The 15,064-nt window shown below is 50.9% G+C and carries 17 protein-coding genes and 1 tRNA gene; 9 read left to right on the top strand and 9 right to left on the bottom strand.

Going from position 1 to position 15,064, the window contains the following annotated elements; translation table 11 throughout:
* Window positions 1-129 precede the first annotated feature (129 nt).
* From ACI955_RS15295 to ACI955_RS15280, 4 genes are all read right to left on the bottom strand, one after another.
* Window positions 130-204, bottom strand: a tRNA-Gln gene (locus ACI955_RS15295).
* A gap of 22 nt (window positions 205-226) precedes the next feature.
* On the bottom strand, window positions 227-1,072 hold the full coding sequence (gene ispE, locus ACI955_RS15290) for a 4-(cytidine 5'-diphospho)-2-C-methyl-D-erythritol kinase (protein ID WP_415244610.1): 846 nt from the start codon (window positions 1,070-1,072) through the stop codon (window positions 227-229).
* Window positions 1,072-1,662 carry a lipoprotein insertase outer membrane protein LolB gene (lolB, locus tag ACI955_RS15285; protein WP_415244609.1) on the bottom strand — a complete coding sequence of 197 codons (591 nt, stop codon included), beginning with the start codon at window positions 1,660-1,662 and terminating at the stop codon, window positions 1,072-1,074. Before lolB ends, ispE begins: the two co-directional genes overlap by 1 nt.
* Window positions 1,655-3,421 (bottom strand): tetratricopeptide repeat protein, encoded by a 1,767-nt coding sequence (locus tag ACI955_RS15280; protein ID WP_415244608.1) that lies wholly within the window; start codon window positions 3,419-3,421, stop codon window positions 1,655-1,657. Before ACI955_RS15280 ends, lolB begins: the two co-directional genes overlap by 8 nt.
* Before the next feature lie 183 nt (window positions 3,422-3,604).
* Between ACI955_RS15280 and hemA the strand changes: the two genes are divergently transcribed.
* The 7 genes from hemA to rhlB all read left to right on the top strand — a co-directional run bounded on the left by hemA (window position 3,605) and on the right by rhlB (window position 9,855).
* Window positions 3,605-4,876, top strand: a complete 1,272-nt coding sequence (hemA, locus tag ACI955_RS15275; RefSeq protein ID WP_415244607.1) for a glutamyl-tRNA reductase — start codon at window positions 3,605-3,607, stop codon at window positions 4,874-4,876.
* Between the two features lie 30 nt (window positions 4,877-4,906).
* Entirely contained in the window at window positions 4,907-5,989 is a 1,083-nt protein-coding gene (gene prfA / locus ACI955_RS15270; protein WP_415244606.1) for a peptide chain release factor 1, read from the top strand.
* Entirely contained in the window at window positions 5,989-6,849 is an 861-nt protein-coding gene (prmC, locus tag ACI955_RS15265) for a peptide chain release factor N(5)-glutamine methyltransferase (protein WP_415244605.1), read from the top strand. The genes prfA and prmC overlap by 1 nt, the downstream gene beginning before the upstream one ends.
* On the top strand, window positions 6,849-7,598 hold the full coding sequence (locus ACI955_RS15260; protein ID WP_415244604.1) for a HesA/MoeB/ThiF family protein: 750 nt from the start codon (window positions 6,849-6,851) through the stop codon (window positions 7,596-7,598). Before prmC ends, ACI955_RS15260 begins: the two co-directional genes overlap by 1 nt.
* 229 nt (window positions 7,599-7,827) lie before the next feature.
* Window positions 7,828-8,157 (top strand): DoxX family protein, encoded by a 330-nt coding sequence (locus tag ACI955_RS15255; RefSeq protein ID WP_415244603.1) that lies wholly within the window; start codon window positions 7,828-7,830, stop codon window positions 8,155-8,157.
* Window positions 8,154-8,393 carry a hypothetical protein gene (locus tag ACI955_RS15250; protein WP_415244602.1) on the top strand — a complete coding sequence of 80 codons (240 nt, stop codon included), beginning with the start codon at window positions 8,154-8,156 and terminating at the stop codon, window positions 8,391-8,393. Before ACI955_RS15255 ends, ACI955_RS15250 begins: the two co-directional genes overlap by 4 nt.
* Before the next feature lie 76 nt (window positions 8,394-8,469).
* Window positions 8,470-9,855, top strand: a complete 1,386-nt coding sequence (gene rhlB / locus ACI955_RS15245; protein WP_415244601.1) for an ATP-dependent RNA helicase RhlB — start codon at window positions 8,470-8,472, stop codon at window positions 9,853-9,855.
* 18 nt (window positions 9,856-9,873) lie between these two features.
* On the opposite strand, the gene cysZ is transcribed toward rhlB, so the two are convergent.
* Window positions 9,874-10,605, bottom strand: a complete 732-nt coding sequence (cysZ, locus tag ACI955_RS15240; RefSeq protein ID WP_415244600.1) for a sulfate transporter CysZ — start codon at window positions 10,603-10,605, stop codon at window positions 9,874-9,876.
* Between the two features lie 348 nt (window positions 10,606-10,953).
* Here cysZ and ACI955_RS15235 point away from each other — a divergent pair, with 348 nt between their 5' ends.
* Window positions 10,954-11,193: a hypothetical protein gene (locus ACI955_RS15235; RefSeq protein WP_415244599.1), complete on the top strand. Its 240-nt coding sequence runs from the start codon at window positions 10,954-10,956 to the stop codon at window positions 11,191-11,193.
* A gap of 12 nt (window positions 11,194-11,205) precedes the next feature.
* Here the strand turns inward: ACI955_RS15235 and ACI955_RS15230 are convergent, their stop codons facing one another.
* A complete protein-coding gene (locus ACI955_RS15230; protein ID WP_415244598.1) occupies window positions 11,206-11,412 on the bottom strand; it encodes a cysteine-rich CWC family protein in 207 nt (68 codons plus the stop codon).
* Between the two features lie 32 nt (window positions 11,413-11,444).
* On the opposite strand from ACI955_RS15230, the gene smrA reads away from it, so the two are divergent.
* A complete protein-coding gene (gene smrA, locus ACI955_RS15225; protein WP_415244597.1) occupies window positions 11,445-12,026 on the top strand; it encodes a DNA endonuclease SmrA in 582 nt (193 codons plus the stop codon).
* An 18-nt stretch (window positions 12,027-12,044) separates the two neighbouring features.
* Here the strand turns inward: smrA and ACI955_RS15220 are convergent, their stop codons facing one another.
* The 3 genes from ACI955_RS15220 to gatA form a co-directional block, all read right to left on the bottom strand.
* Complete coding sequence (locus ACI955_RS15220; RefSeq protein WP_415244596.1) at window positions 12,045-12,335, bottom strand: PA4642 family protein; 291 nt, start codon at window positions 12,333-12,335, stop codon at window positions 12,045-12,047.
* 33 nt (window positions 12,336-12,368) lie between these two features.
* Window positions 12,369-13,817: an Asp-tRNA(Asn)/Glu-tRNA(Gln) amidotransferase subunit GatB gene (gatB, locus tag ACI955_RS15215; protein ID WP_415244595.1), complete on the bottom strand. Its 1,449-nt coding sequence runs from the start codon at window positions 13,815-13,817 to the stop codon at window positions 12,369-12,371.
* 11 nt (window positions 13,818-13,828) lie between these two features.
* Window positions 13,829-15,064: Asp-tRNA(Asn)/Glu-tRNA(Gln) amidotransferase subunit GatA (gatA, locus tag ACI955_RS15210; protein WP_415244594.1), on the bottom strand; the 1,236-nt coding region annotated here is incomplete at its 5' end.

Here is a 15,064-nt window from a genome sequence, read left to right as displayed (position 1 = left end):
TGTTGGGCATGTGTTTTGAAAAGTTAGGTGCTTACTGCCGGCGTTATTAAAAACCGAGCAGTCTTCAGATCGTTATTTTGCGCGACTGATGTCGAACACCATGCTGTATTTGACAGCATGGTTTGAAATTGGCTGGGGTGGTAGGACTCGAACCTACGGATGCTGAGATCAAAACCCAGTGCCTTACCACTTGGCGACACCCCAATAAACTTTTTAAGATAACTTTTTACAGTAAGCCCAGTGCGTTATGCAGTGGCGAGGTATTTATGCCTCGAGCAACAAAACCAAAAAATTCATTTGGGCGTTGCGCGCAAACTGCCTGTGCAGCCATCTGATCTTTGAAGCTGGCAAACACGCAAGCGCCTGTTCCGGTCAGCTTCGCGGGAGAGAATTGTTCCAGCCAAATCAAGGCCTTATCAATGTCCGGATAAAGTTTTCGAACCAATGGTTCGCAACTATTTCCGGTACCCCCCTCAAGAAAGGTCGCTATTTTGATCGGTGAGTCATGGCGTGTCAATTGTTCATGAGAAAAAATTTCAACTGTGGCGACATGGCAGTCGGGCTTTAGCACCACATACCATAAGTTTGGGGTTTCTATTGGCGTTAATTTTTCGCCTATTCCCTCCGCCCATGCCGTTCTGCCGCGTACAAATACCGGTACATCGGCGCCCAGTTCAAGACCGATCTCCGCTAAGGTATTAATGCTGAGACCAAGCTGCCATAGCTGATTCAGGCCTATGAGGGTGGTGGCGGCATCCGAGCTGCCGCCGCCGATACCGCCTCCCATGGGTAGCCGTTTTTCTAAGGTGATGTTTGCGCCGGCGGGAATGTCGACTGCCAAGTGCTGAAGTTTTCGGGCGGCGCGTATCACTAAATTATCTTCGCTGTTGACGCCATTAATATCGCTAATGAGGTGAAGTTCGCCATCGGCGCGGTGTTTTAGTATCAGTGTGTCGCCGTAATCGAGAAGTTGAAAGAGCGTTTGCAGTTCATGGTAGCCGTCTTCGCGACGGCCGGTGATATTAAGAAACAGGTTTATTTTAGCCGGGCAGGGCAGAATAAGTGTTTGCATTATGGGGTGCAGAGCTTGGGCCGGTCTTGCCATTCGCTGATGATTAGGGTCAGGCGGGTATTGGCTGATTCGGCGGAAATTCTATTGGGTAGCTGATGAAACGGCGTTTTATAGCGATAGCTAATCTGCCAGCCCATTTGCGCCAATTGCTCTAATTGACCATTGGTATTCACCCGACCGTCTAATTTCTCGCTGGGTATGGGGCGGCCTCTTACCCAGAAGCGAAGTGCTTCGACGGGTATCGGCCACTCGGCGCGACTGGCGAGCTCGTCGATACTGCTGGCTCTGCTAGTGTCGCCGCCTTGTATAAGGCGGGCTCCAGATTGATCTGCGGATAACTCTATGCCGCCGGCGCCGAGTGGCCCGCTAAGGCGGATGCGGACTTGTTCAGTGCTGCATTGCGACCAGTCAATAGTCGCGCTCTCTTGCGTATCCTTATACCAAAGCCCTATTTTCCCCTGCAATTGCCATGTTTCAGATTCGCTATCAATAGGCGGTTTTGGGGGCGTGGCGCAGGCGCTAATAAGCAGCACCATGAAAATGGCGAGGCTTCGCAGTGCTAGCGGCGTTGACATAATTGGTTTACTCATTAAAAAGTTCGAGCCTACGAAGTGTTTCCATAATGATTGGACTGTTTGGCGTATCTTTTAGACCCGCTTCCCACACGACTTTCGCGCGGTCTTTATCGCCACTTAGCCACAGTGCCTCGCCTAGATGGGCCGCAATCTCATGATCTTGAGTATGTTTAAATGCCCGCTCTAATAATGTTATGGCTTCCTTGATATTACCCTTTAACAGCATTATCCAGCCATAGCTGTCGATAATAGCGGGATCATTAGGTTCTAGTTCCAGTGCGCGCTTCACTAATGCCTCGGCCTCGTCTAAGCGAGTACTGAGATTGGCAAGACTATACCCCAGTGCATTCAGCGCGGTGGCATTTTTTGGGTCGCGATCAATAATATATTGTAAATCACTTTCTACGGCGTCGATATTACCTAGTCGTTCGCTGAATAGTGATCGTGCGTAGCGAAGCTCTTCGTCATTAGTATCGGCTTTCAAGGCGGCAGTGAGTAAGTCATAGCCCTGTTGGTAGCGCATTTCTTTGCGCAATATTTCTGCTTCCAGTAGATAGATGAAGACGGTCTGTTCAGGGTGGTTAAGTCGCAGTGCGCGTAGGCGTGCTAGGGTCTTGTCGACATCTTCTATAGCCAGGCTGATGCTCGCAATACGCTGGCTAGACTGATGAAATTCATCGCTACCGGTAGCCTGTAAATAATGGTCAATAGCGTTTTGCCAGTTTTGATCTTCCTCATCTAGGCGGCCGAGAATATAGTTGGCGCGGCTGCGAAGTTCAGGGGTGTCGTTAAGGGACTGTAGTTGTGCTGCAACTTCATCAGTATTGCTGAGTTCGCGATTGATCAACATGAGCTCAAGCAGTAAGTCCCGCTCGGTGGGGTTTTGCCTGACTAGCTCTTCGTATTGGGCTTTGGCTTGGAATAGATCGATTTTGACCAAGTGTCTAGCGAGATCGTGTCGCAGACGTTTATGGCGAGGATTTTGATCTACAGCGTAGCGCAGGCGGGTAAGCGCTTCGTCGTTGCGACCCAGTTGGCTTAGGGTACGGGTTTCAATTAATAGTGCGTGGGGGTTGTCGGGCTCCTCATTCAGCACTTCGCGAATAAGTTTCAGCGCGGCGTCTTCCTCCTTTTGGTATTGCAGGATTAAGGCCTTGGCAATTTTTAGGGTGTTGTCGCCAGGGTGCAGCTTAAGCTGGTTATTTAGTTCTTGGATGAACTCCAATTGCTCGATTTCTGGACGCGTAAGCACGGTTGCGGCTAAGGCGGCAAAATTACTGTCGCCACCGAGATCCAGTACTTTCACCATATAAGGCAGTGCGGTAAGCGGATTTTGGGTTTTAGCTAGCGCTGAGGACAGAATGAAGTAGCCCTCTGCGGCATTAGGCTCCGCGCTCACCCAGCGCTGCGCGTAAATGATGGCGATATCGCTGCGGTCAAGGTATTGGGCCAGTTTGGCAGTGGTAATAATGACGCCGAGATCACCGGTTTTCTCTGCTTGGTAGGTGTAATTGTCCAGTGCGGTTTCAAGGTCTTGATTGCGGAGCGCGATTTCGGCAACCAGTAAATCGAAAAAAGCATCCTCAGGAAACGGGCGTGCGATGGCCACCGAGCTCAGCTTGGTGGCGTTTTCATTGGCTTGCTTCTGCTCTGATTCAGGGATTAGCGCGGCGCAGCCACCCAGGGTAAAGATAGCGAAGCTGATCAAGAGACTAGTGAAGATGTGGGGCATAGCGAAAATGTCGGTACCGTAATTAAAAGCCAATATTAGCATGGCTCTTTGCTGGTGGTTAGGGTTGCATCATAGGACATCCATCACAGAATTTAATTCGTTGATTGTGCCCTTGGCGCAGATTGTTTAGTGAAAGCTGGTAATAAAATCCACATTTGGCCCCTGTCTTGCTAAAATTCTCTGCTATCTTAGCTTCGCTTCAGAAATGCAGGCACTCGGTATCTAATGAATTTGCTCGTAATTGGCATTAATCACAATTCAGCACCCATCTCGCTTCGCGAGCGGGTGGCATTTGTGCCTGAGCAAATGGAACAAGCCTTGAAAGACGCGCTGGCCTGTACTGGGGTGTCGGAGCTGGCTATTTTATCCACCTGTAACCGTACCGAGCTATACGGGATTGCTGAAGATGATAGCGATGCTGCGGCCAAGGGTATGCTGGATTGGCTGTCGGCGTATCACCATATTGATCGTGCTGAACTCAGCGCATGTATTTATGATCATCGACGCGACGGCGCTTTGCGGCACATGATGGAAGTGGCTGCGGGGCTGGACTCAATGGTCTTAGGGGAGCCGCAAATTTTCGGGCAAATGAAATCTGCCTACGCGCTTGCTGTTGATGCGGGTACCGCTAATGGTATTCTGCACCGCATCTTTGCTCATGTTTTCTCGGTTGCTAAGCGTGTCCGTACCGACACCGGTGTGGGAGAGAACCCAGTATCTGTGGCTTACGCGGCGGTTAATTTAACGCAACATGTGTTTTCGTCACTAAGCAGTTGTACCGCGCTACTCATCGGTGCCGGCGAAACTATTGAGCTAGTGGCGCGTCATCTTCATGACAAAGGGGTAAAACGCATTATTATTGCCAACCGCACCCTTAAGCGCGCCCAGGAATTGGCTCAGAAATTTGGGGCGGAGGCGGTGATGCTGTCTGATATCCCGCAGAGCCTCGTTGGCGCAGATATTGTGGTGGCCTCTACCGCCAGCCAGCTCCCTATTTTGGGCAAGGGCGCGGTAGAAGGGGCACTAAAAAAGCGTAAACATCGGCCAATGGTGATGATTGATATTGCGGTGCCGCGTGATATTGAGCCCCAAGTTGCCGAATTAGCAGATGTTTATCTGTATACCGTTGATGACTTGCGCGAGATTGTTGAAGAAAACAAACGTGCCAGACAGGGTGAGGCTCACAAAGCCGGCGATATTATTACCCTCGCCCTCACCGATTGGGAATCACAGTTGCGCGCCTTAGACGCAGTGGATACGGTTAGAGCGTTCCGAGCAAAGGCAGAGCAATTGCGCGACACCGAACTTGATCGCGCGCTGCGAAATTTGGCGCGGGGAGACGATGCCGAGCAAGTGCTGGAACAGCTAGCACGAGGCTTGACCAATAAATTGATACACAGCCCGACGACACAAATAAAAGAGGCGGGTGCGAAAGGGCGGACCGACCTTATTCACTGGGCGCGAGAATTATTCCAGCTTAAAGACAGCGATTCCTGAGCACAGCCACCACACCTTAAGTGAGAAACTATGAAGTCCTCTATTGTCATTAAGCTCGACAATTTACTTGATCGTTATGAAGAAATCGGCGCGCTGTTGAGCGATGGTGAAATTATTGCGAATCAAGATCGTTTCCGCGGCCTGTCGCGGGAGTACGCCGAAATTGAACCCGTGGTTGAAGCCTATGGTCGATTTCGTCAGGTTGCTGAAGATCTGGCCGAGGCGACGGCGATGTTGGCGGAAGATGACGCTGATATGCGTGAGATGGCCGAAGACGAAGTGGCATCTGCCAAGGTGAAAATGGCAGCGCTAGAAATAGAGCTGGAAACCTTGCTACTGCCCCGTGACCCCAACGATTCCCACAATGTATTTTTAGAAATACGCGCCGGTACCGGCGGTGATGAGGCGGCTATTTTTGCCGGGGATTTGTTTCGTATGTATTCTCGTTATGCGGAGCGCAAGGGCTGGCGAGTAGAAGTGTTGAGTGAGCGCCAGGGTGAGCATGGCGGCTTTAAAGAAATTATCAGTCGAGTGGAGGGTAAGGAGGTATACGGTCACCTCAAGTTTGAATCTGGAGCGCATCGCGTGCAGCGTGTGCCAGAAACGGAATCTCAAGGCCGTATCCACACGTCTGCCTGTACTGTGGCGATCATGGCCGAGCCAGAAGAGGCTGATGAGATAGAAATTAATAAGGGTGATCTGCGCATCGACACCTTTCGGTCTAGTGGCGCCGGTGGTCAGCATGTAAACACCACTGACTCGGCAGTCCGTATTGTTCACATTCCCACCGGTATCGTCGTGGAATGTCAGGACGAGCGTTCGCAACATAAAAACAAGGCGCGGGCGATGTCCCTGTTAACGGCGAAAGTGAACGATGCGGCTAGCAGCAAACTGCAGCAAGATCAGGCAACAGAGCGGCGTAATCTTGTGGGCAGTGGCGATCGCTCAGAGCGTATTCGCACCTATAATTTTCCGCAGGGACGAGTGACCGATCACCGAATCAATTTAACCTTATACAAGCTAGATGAATTTGTGCAGGGAGATGTGGATTGTGTTGTGTCGCCGCTACGGCAGGAATACCAAGCCGATCTCTTGGCCGCGCTGGCGGAATAATGATGGATCAGCGCGATACGACCGCATTGACGATTGCTGCGGCGATGGCGATGCGACAGCGTTTGCTTGGGGCAAGCGATTCGCCCGATTTAGATGTCGCTCTGCTGCTGTGTCATTGCCTTGGAAAGCCGCGCAGCTACCTATACACCTGGCCTGAACGTGTACTTGAAACGATTCAGGCCCAGCAATTTCTGGTTTTGTTAAATCGCCGTGTGGCCGGTGAGCCGATAGCGCATATTTTGGGCGAGCGCGATTTTTGGTCGCTGCCCTTGGCAGTGTCGCCGCTCACACTTATTCCTCGCCCAGACACTGAATGCTTGGTTGAGCGAGCACTAGCAATGCTAAGCGCATGGACCAAACCGCAGATATTAGATCTTGGCACCGGAACTGGCGCCATAGCGCTAGCCTTGGCATCGGAGCGGGCAGATGCATTTGTGCTGGCTTCAGACTTTTCTGCCGAGGTGGTTTCCTTGGCTGAGCAAAATCGCATGGCGCTGGGTTTGATGAATGTGCGGTTAGTTTGTTCAAACTGGTTTGCGGCTATTCCCGCTCAGTGCTTTAGTCTCATTGTGAGTAACCCGCCTTATATAGATTTTCAAGATCCGCATTTAAGTGAAGGCGATGTTCGCTTTGAACCCGCATCTGCGCTGGTGGCGGCTAATGGTGGTATGGCAGATTTGCTCAGTATTATTGGCGAGGCGCCGGCGTATTTACTTAATGGCGGAGAATTACTGCTGGAACATGGCTACCACCAGGGCGAGTCGGTTCGGCAGGCCTTAGTTGAACGCGGTTTTGTCGATGTGGCCTCACAAGCCGACTACGGTGGCAATGAGCGGATTAGCTGGGGGACATGGCCGTGATGACAGATGAGCAGTTACTGCGTTACAGCCGCCATATTTTGCTTCCGGGTTTAGGCGTCGACGGCCAGCAAGCCTTATTAAATAGTAAAGTATTGATTGTGGGTATGGGGGGGCTAGGTTGCCCTGCGGCCCTGTATCTTGCGGCATCTGGGGTGGGTGAATTACATTTGGCCGATGACGACACGGTTGAATTGAGTAATTTACAGCGCCAAATTGCTCACGCTCAGGCTGATATTGGCCGCTTAAAAGTGGAGTCGGTCGCTGACAGTATTAAAGCCATTAGTCCAGAAACTAAGCTCGTGATGCTAGATATACGTTTATGTGGTGAGGCGCTGACGGACGCAGTGCAGCGGGTCGATGTGGTGGTCGACGCCAGCGATAATTTCACCACGCGTTTCGCCTTGAATGAAGCCTGCGCCTTGGCGCGCCGGCCACTCATTTCGGGAGCGGCGATTCGTGGTGAAGCCCAGTTAAGTGTATTTGATTTCAGGCGAGATGACTCGCCGTGTTACCGCTGCCTTTATCACGATGCGGATGACGCCGCTTTGAATTGTGCAGAGAGCGGTGTACTTGCTCCCGTCGTCGGCATGATGGGCAGTATGCAGGCGCTCGAAACCTTAAAATGTATCACTGGGATTGGTGAAATGCTGGTGGGCCGGCTGCTGTTGATTGATGGCTTGAGTATGGAAGTGCGGCAGTTAAATTTACGCCGTGACCCAAAATGTCCGGTTTGCCGCTTGCGGGGCTGATGTTACTGGGGTCTGGTGCTGCGGAATGTTGTTGGGAACTGTTTCGGTGGGTGCTTATCCTGGCGTTGTTAAAATAAAATCCCGACATGCAGCACCATGACAATAACAAGGCATTATTAAGGGAGCGATTTTCGGGGCATATTATTTTCTACATAACGGTTTTTTTACGCTGCTTGCCAAGTTTGATGGGGTAGCCTCGTTTTTCACTCGTCTTTATCTATCGCCGATCATGCTCGCTGCAGTACTGTATAAGCTGCAATACTTTGATGCGACGATGACGTGGTTGGAGCAGAGCTTGAATCTACCTTCCCCAGAGTTGATGACCTATTTGGTCACGTATACCAAATTGATTGGTAGTTTTTTATTACTGTTTGGCTTGGCGGTGCACTGGGTAAGTATTCTACTGATGGTGTTCATTGTGGTGGCAACGACTGTGCATTGGGACAGTGGTTGGTTTGCCATAGCGCCTAGTAATCCAATTACCAGCGCAGCTAAACCGCTCGCGGATATCGGCGTACCAATGGTCTACTTAATGAGTATGGCCACTATGGCTGGTTGACCGAAAAGGGCAGCATTGCCGCGCTGAACAGCGGTATTGAGTTTGCCACAACGTATTTTATTCTGCTGCTGAGCCTGTTGTTTAGTGGCGCAGGTCGCTACTTGAGTTTGGATTATTTTATCGATCGCAGCGCGCGGCAGTATCTCAAGCCAAAGGCGGTGGAGTCAGATGTGGAGGCTAAAGTGGAATCGGAGATGACGCCTGAACCTGAATCAGCGCCACCTGTAAAGCCCTGAGAAAAGCAGGCTGTCACGGTAGCTGACGAATGATGCTAGAATGGCTGACTATTGAGCAATGTAAGAAGACTGTATTTTGTTAAAAAAGTTATTTGGATCAAATAAACCCTCACCGTCCGCGCCTGTTACTCCTAGCGTCACCGATAATCCGCGAGTGGCGGTTAAGTCATCAGCTAAGCCAGATGTTAAAACCAAGCACGGCGACGGGCATAAGCGTGGAGGACGAGGTCAAAATAACGTCTCGGTAGTAGAAAAAGAAAAGTGGTCATTAAAGCAGTTCGAGGTGGTGCCTGAAGAAGGTAAAACTCGGTTTCACGACCTTGGGTTAGAGCTGAGCTTAATGCGTGGTATTGCCGATAGCGGCTTCAAATATTGTTCCCCCATCCAAGCTGAATCGCTACCCCATACCTTGCGCGGCAATGATGTGATCGGTAAGGCGCAAACGGGAACGGGCAAAACCGCAGCGTTTTTAATCACCATATTTAATGATCTGCTGACCAATCCCATTACTGAAGAGCGCTTTGCGGGCGAACCGCGGGCTTTAATTATTGCCCCAACCCGTGAATTGGTGGTTCAGATTGGTGAAGATGCCCGCGAAATCGGTAAGCACTGCGGCTTAAATGTGGTCACCTTAATTGGTGGTATGGATTACCAAAAGCAGCAAGATAAACTGGCTGGTATGGTTGATATCGTGGTTGCAACACCGGGTCGGCTGTTAGATTTTGAAGGTCGCAAAGACCTTTATTTGGATCAAATAGAAATTCTGGTTATAGACGAAGCTGATCGTATGTTGGACATGGGATTTATTCCGCAGGTCAAACGTATTGTGCGCTCATGCCCGCAAAAAAGTCATCGCCAAACTCTGCTGTTCAGTGCCACATTTACCGACGACATCATTCGGCTTACCGAACAGTGGACTGACGAACCGGTGAATATTGAAATTGAGCCAGAAAGTGTGGCGACTGATACCGTTGATCAAAAAGTGTATTTGGTTGAGTCTCGGGATAAATTCAAACTGCTGCTTAATATTGTTCGTCAAGACAGCGCGAAGAGCGTCATTATTTTTGCTAATCGCCGTGATGAAACTCGGCGACTGTTCGAGAAAATGCAGAAGGCGGGTATTCGCTGCGGGATGTTGTCTGGCGAAATTCCGCAGAATAAGCGCTCGCGTACCCTGCAGCAGTTTAAAGACGGTGATATTGAATGTTTAGTAGCCACCGACGTGGCTGGTCGTGGTATTCATGTTAAGGGCGTCAGTCACGTTATTAATTATGTATTGCCTGAAGATGCCGATGACTACGTGCATCGCATCGGTCGTACTGGACGAGCTGGCGCGACGGGTACGTCGATCAGTTTCGCCTGTGAGGACGATGCATTTTTATTGCCGGGTATTGAGGCTGAGCTGGGTATGAAACTACCTTGTGAGAGGCCTCCGGAACATTTGATTACCGGCGGGCGCTAGGCCTCGCCGACTCCCTGTCTAGCCTTTGTCTTTAAGGCGCTCAACCCACATTAGGGTCCCGCCGCAGACGGCGGCGGGCATAATAAATAAATTCAGTATTGGCACCATAGTGCCCAGCATGACTAGCGCACCAAAACTTGCGCTTGTGCCACGCTGGCTCGCAATGCGTCTACGCGCGTCTTTAAAGCTAAGTTTGTGGTTGTCCATGGGATAATCGCAGTATTCTATTGCCATCATCCACGCATTTAGCGCAAACCAAAGTACTGGCGCGAGCGGCGAAATCACAAAGCTGGCGATCAGTGTAAGAATCGCAAAACCCAGGTAATAGAGTAGCTTTTGAGCTTCACGACCAATACTTTTGGGAAAGCTGGCGATTGCCATGCCAATGGTTTCGCGGCCAGAAACCTCTTCCCCAGTCAGCATTTCCTCGACTTTTTCAGCCAGCAGACCATTGAAAGGGGCGGCGATGATATTGGCCACGGTGCTAAATATATACATTACTATCGCCAGCACCAGAATGACCGCCAGTGGCCACAGAATCCAGCGCAAGAAGTCTAGCCAGCCGGGTAGCCACTCGACCACTTGGTTTATCCAGCCAGACATGGCTCCCAGTGTCAGGGTAGTGAAGGTGCCGAAAATAATAAAATTGATAAGTAACGGAATGGCGACGAATAGGCGTATACCCGGTTGGCGCATTATTTTAAATCCGCGGAACAAATAGTCTGGACCGCTGAGTTGATGTACCGTCATGTGTCGTTTACCTGCAAATTGGAATTTTCGTTGAGTTCGCTTTCCCGCTGAGATTAAAATCGCTATGCTTTTTATGGGACGGGATATTCATTTGCTTGCCGGACATGATAACGAGCTAAGACCTTATATTGCTAACGGTATCGTGTTCGCTAGGTTGGTAAAACGCTCTAGCGCCGAAGAAATGATTTGTAGGATGGGAAATATGACATAGGGATTACTCTAGTTGGAGTAATCTATTTGGCGGGTGTTGCAATCTTGCTTTGCTTGTCACTGCAGCTGCACGCTGACGATATGGCTGACTCCTATAATCGGATGTGCGACAAAATGAAGTCTTGCGCAATGTAAAATATGGGTGAAGTCGATTTATCACCTAATACGCGGGCGATCATCACGGCGAGTCTTGAGAATGTGTGTGCCTCGCTTCAACAGCAATTTGATGGTGTAGCATCTAAGCATGCTTTACATAGTCCCGCTGCTACACGCTTAAAATCCATGATTAGGCTGAGTTGTGACCAGATTGAAAATATGGAAGACAGCGCTACGCCCGAGTGTGCCCATTATGAGAAAATGGTGGCTAACTACCAATAGCCTAGCGAATTTTCAAAAAGCGCGCCCACATTGTTGGCAGAGACAGCGTTTTTTACCGTCGATCGTATTGGCGCGATGTTGGGCTTGCTGCTCAATTTTGACAGCCATACACCAGCAGTTTGATGGCTTATTGCCGGCGGCAACGGCGCATTGATTGTCTTGTTCGCAAAGCGGGCAGCGCTTGGGGTCGGAATGAGATACGGGGCTGGTGATGGACATTTTTCATTCCTTTTGGGCCGATGGAGGTGAGCATGAGCGACGACGATAGATTGTTCGCTGAAGAGATGGCCGGTGTCAAACCGCTTGCCGTCGAGCAGCGGGTCGCCATTAGAAAGGATAGTAGCAGCGAAATAAATGTTGCCGCGCGGCGCGCTGCGGCGACCGCGGCAAGTGAAGCCCGCAATTTTTTGTCAAGCTCGGATATTGAGTTATTAGATCCCTACTCCGTGTTGGAATTTCGCCGAGAAGGGGTCCAACACGGTGTGTTTCGGCGCTTAAAGCAGGGTAAGTATACGATTGAAGCGCGGATGGACTTACATAAGATGACGATTGAGCAAGCTCGCTTACAGGTCTTCGAATTTATTCGTGAGGCGATGAAAGCCGACTTGCGCACTGTGATGATTGTGCACGGCCGTGGTCATCACAACGGGTCTAAAGGGGCGGTACTCAAATCTTATGTAAACCGTTGGCTGCCGGAAATGGACGAGGTACAGGGATTTTGCAGTGCGCAAATACAGCATGGCGGTGCAGGTGCGGTTTATATAATGTTGCGCAAGAGTGAAAATAAGAAGCAAGAAAACCGCGACCGCTTAGCTCGCGGTCGCAGTGCATAGACTAACCAGAGCTGGGGTTTAAATTGCTCCTTTAGCTTCAAGTGCGGCGACGTGCTCGCCAGAATTGCGGTGCTCTTTGGCGTAACTAAGGGCCGTGCGGCCGCTTTTGTCAGTGGCGTTGAGATCGCGGCCGGTTTCCAGAAACATGCCAATAAACAATTCAAAATCTTCGGCGCGCATGCTTTGGTAGGCCTTTAGCAGTGCGTGGAAGTCGCGGTTGGTGCCGGCTTTGGGCTCGGAATCTAGAAACTCACGTACGCGTGATTCAGTCCAAACTTCGTCGAGTACCTTTTCTTTGTCTTTCTTCATAACGTCGTGTCTACCTTGCTAGTGTTGGCGTGCTTAGCGGCCAAGTTTTTCGTTCAAAAGTGAATTGATGACGCCGGGGTTGGCTTGGCCTTTAGATGTTTTCATGATTTGGCCAACAAAAAAGCCAAGCATCTTTTTGCGTTTGCCTTCATCGGCAGCGCGGAACTGCTCAACTTGGTCGGGGTTGGCGGCAAGTACCTCGTCTACCATGGCGCCTAATGCGCCGCTATCAGAGACTTGCTTCAAGCCTTTGCTGTCAATAATCGCGTCGGCACTATCGCCCTCTTTATTCCACAGTGCGTCAAAGACTTGCTTGGCGATTCTGCCGGAAATACTGTTATCGCGAATACGTTGAATTAAACCGCCAAGTTGCTCTGCGCTGACGGGACTGGCTTGAATGGTTAGATTGTCGCGATTTAGCGCAGCTGACAATTCACCGTTTACCCAGTTGGCAGCGAGTTTGGCGTCGCCGGCCTTATCGGCAACAGTTTCAAAATAGTCGGCTACCGTGCGCTCTCCGGTTAGTAGCGCCGCGTCGTAGGCTGACAGGCCGAACTCACTTTCAAAGCGGTCGCGCTTGGCATCAGGTAGTTCCGGCATAGACGCCTGTAGCTCGTCGATTAAAGATTGTTCGACGTGTACCGGTAGCAAGTCAGGGCAGGGGAAGTAGCGGTAGTCGTTGGCTTCTTCTTTACTCCGCATAGGGCGGGTTTCATTTTTATCGCTGTCGTAGAGGCGGGTTTCTTGCCGGACTTTACCGCCGTCTTCGATGAGTTCAATTTGGCGCAAGACTTCAACTTTGATTGCGCGTTCGACAAAGCGGAAAGAGTTGATGTTTTTCAATTCGGCGCGGGTGCCGTACTCGGCTTGGCCTTTGGGGCGAATTGAGACATTGGCGTCACAGCGCATGGAGCCCTGGGACATATCGCCGTCAGAGATGCCGATGTAAGTCACAATAGAATGAATTTTTCGCAGATACGCCACCGCTTCTTCGGCACTGCGCATATCAGGCTCAGAAACAATTTCAATCAACGGGGTGCCGGCGCGGTTGAGATCTATGCCCGACATACCGTGATAGTCTTCGTGCAGTGATTTGCCGGCATCTTCCTCAAGGTGGGCGTGGTGCACGCGAACACTGCGGGTACTGCCGTCGCTCAGAGTGATTTCTACAACGCCGGCACCGACGATAGGGAAGTCCATCTGGGTGGTTTGATAGCCTTTGGGCGAATCTGGGTAGAAATAATTTTTGCGGTCAAAAACCGAATCGCGGCAAATATCCGCATTAATGGCTAGGCCGAATAGGATGGCCTTGTTTACGGCTTGCTCATTTAATACTGGCAGTGTGCCGGGCATCGCCAGATCAACTGCGTTTGCTTGGGTGTTGGGGTCGGCACCGAAAGCGGTGCTTGAGCCAGAGAAAATTTTAGATTTTGTGGTGAGCTGGACGTGAATTTCCAGACCAATTACAACTTCCCATTCCATAGTCGCTTTCCTTATACGCTGCCGGGAGCGGCTTGTTGGTGCCAGTCGCTGCGCTGTTGGTATTGATGCGCAGCGGCGAGCAGGGTGGTTTCATCAAAGTCGCGACCAATAAGTTGCAGGCCGATGGGTTTGCCTTTGGTAAAACCAACGGGCAGTGATATTGCCGGAAGCCCCGCCAAGTTGACGGCGATAGTGTAGATATCCTCTAGGTACATAGTTACCGGGTCGCTGACTTTCTCACCGAGAGCAAAGGCTGGGTTCGGAGTAGTGGGGCCGGCAATGATGTCGACTGACTTAAAGGCTTCGTCAAAGTCTTGTTTGATAAGGCGACGAATTTGTTGCGCTTTGCGGTAGTAGGCATCATAAAAGCCAGAGGACAATGCATAGGTGCCAATTAGTATTCGGCGCTTCACTTCTTCGCCAAAACCTTCGGCGCGCGTACGGGCATAAAGATCGTCCAAGTCTTTTGGGTTCTCGCAGCGGTATCCATATCGGACGCCGTCAAAACGGGATAGATTGGTTGATGCTTCAGCGGGCGCAATAATATAGTAACAAGGCACCGCTAAGTGGGTATGAGGTAGGCTAATCGATTTTATTTCTGCGCCCATTTTCCGGTATTCATCGAGGGAGGCTTCCACAGCTAATGCTATCTCTGGATCCAGTCCGTCACTGAAATACTCTTTAGGTACGCCGATCTTTAGTCCGCGCAGGTCTTTGCTGAGTCCAGCGCCGTAATCCGGCACGGCTAAATTCATACTGGTGCTGTCACGGTGATCAAATCCCGCCATAGATTGCAGCAGTAAAGCATTGTCTTCGGCGGTTTTGGCCATTGGTCCGCCTTGGTCAAGGCTGGACGCAAACGCGATCATACCGTAGCGGGATACGCGGCCATAGGTGGGTTTCAAGCCCGTTAGGCCGCACAGCGCCGCCGGTTGGCGAATAGAGCCGCCGGTGTCGGTGCCAGTGGCCGCGGGGGCAAGTCCTGCGGCAACGGCGGCTGCTGATCCGCCGGACGAGCCGCCGGGAACACAGTCGGTATTCCAGGGGTTGCGTACCGCACCATAAAAACTCGTTTCATTCGACGAGCCCATGGCGAATTCGTCGAGATTAGTTTTACCCAGCGTTACCACCCCGGCGTGGGCGAGCCGCTCAACAACGGTAGCGTTGTAGGGGGCAATAAAATTATCCAGCATTTTTGATGCGCAGCTAGTGCGTACGCCCTCGGTACAAAAAATATCTTTATGTGC

Origin of the sequence: Zhongshania sp. (genome assembly GCF_047636175.1) — a bacterium.
In the GTDB taxonomy this organism is placed as follows: domain Bacteria; phylum Pseudomonadota; class Gammaproteobacteria; order Pseudomonadales; family Spongiibacteraceae; genus Spongiibacter.
This window is presented reverse-complemented; position numbering and strand designations above follow the sequence as displayed.

Coding starts and splice junctions, on each gene's coding strand:
- ispE (WP_415244610.1), bottom strand. CDS start 1,072: ATGCAAACACTTATTCTGCCCTGCCCGGCTAAAATAAACCTGTTTCTT.
- lolB (WP_415244609.1), bottom strand. CDS start 1,662: ATGAGTAAACCAATTATGTCAACGCCGCTAGCACTGCGAAGCCTCGCC.
- ACI955_RS15280 (WP_415244608.1), bottom strand. CDS start 3,421: ATGCTAATATTGGCTTTTAATTACGGTACCGACATTTTCGCTATGCCC.
- hemA (WP_415244607.1), top strand. CDS start 3,605: ATGAATTTGCTCGTAATTGGCATTAATCACAATTCAGCACCCATCTCG.
- prfA (WP_415244606.1), top strand. CDS start 4,907: ATGAAGTCCTCTATTGTCATTAAGCTCGACAATTTACTTGATCGTTAT.
- prmC (WP_415244605.1), top strand. CDS start 5,989: ATGATGGATCAGCGCGATACGACCGCATTGACGATTGCTGCGGCGATG.
- ACI955_RS15260 (WP_415244604.1), top strand. CDS start 6,849: ATGACAGATGAGCAGTTACTGCGTTACAGCCGCCATATTTTGCTTCCG.
- ACI955_RS15255 (WP_415244603.1), top strand. CDS start 7,828: ATGCTCGCTGCAGTACTGTATAAGCTGCAATACTTTGATGCGACGATG.
- cysZ (WP_415244600.1), bottom strand. CDS start 10,605: ATGACGGTACATCAACTCAGCGGTCCAGACTATTTGTTCCGCGGATTT.
- ACI955_RS15235 (WP_415244599.1), top strand. CDS start 10,954: ATGGGTGAAGTCGATTTATCACCTAATACGCGGGCGATCATCACGGCG.
- ACI955_RS15230 (WP_415244598.1), bottom strand. CDS start 11,412: ATGTCCATCACCAGCCCCGTATCTCATTCCGACCCCAAGCGCTGCCCG.
- smrA (WP_415244597.1), top strand. CDS start 11,445: ATGAGCGACGACGATAGATTGTTCGCTGAAGAGATGGCCGGTGTCAAA.
- ACI955_RS15220 (WP_415244596.1), bottom strand. CDS start 12,335: ATGAAGAAAGACAAAGAAAAGGTACTCGACGAAGTTTGGACTGAATCA.
- gatB (WP_415244595.1), bottom strand. CDS start 13,817: ATGGAATGGGAAGTTGTAATTGGTCTGGAAATTCACGTCCAGCTCACC.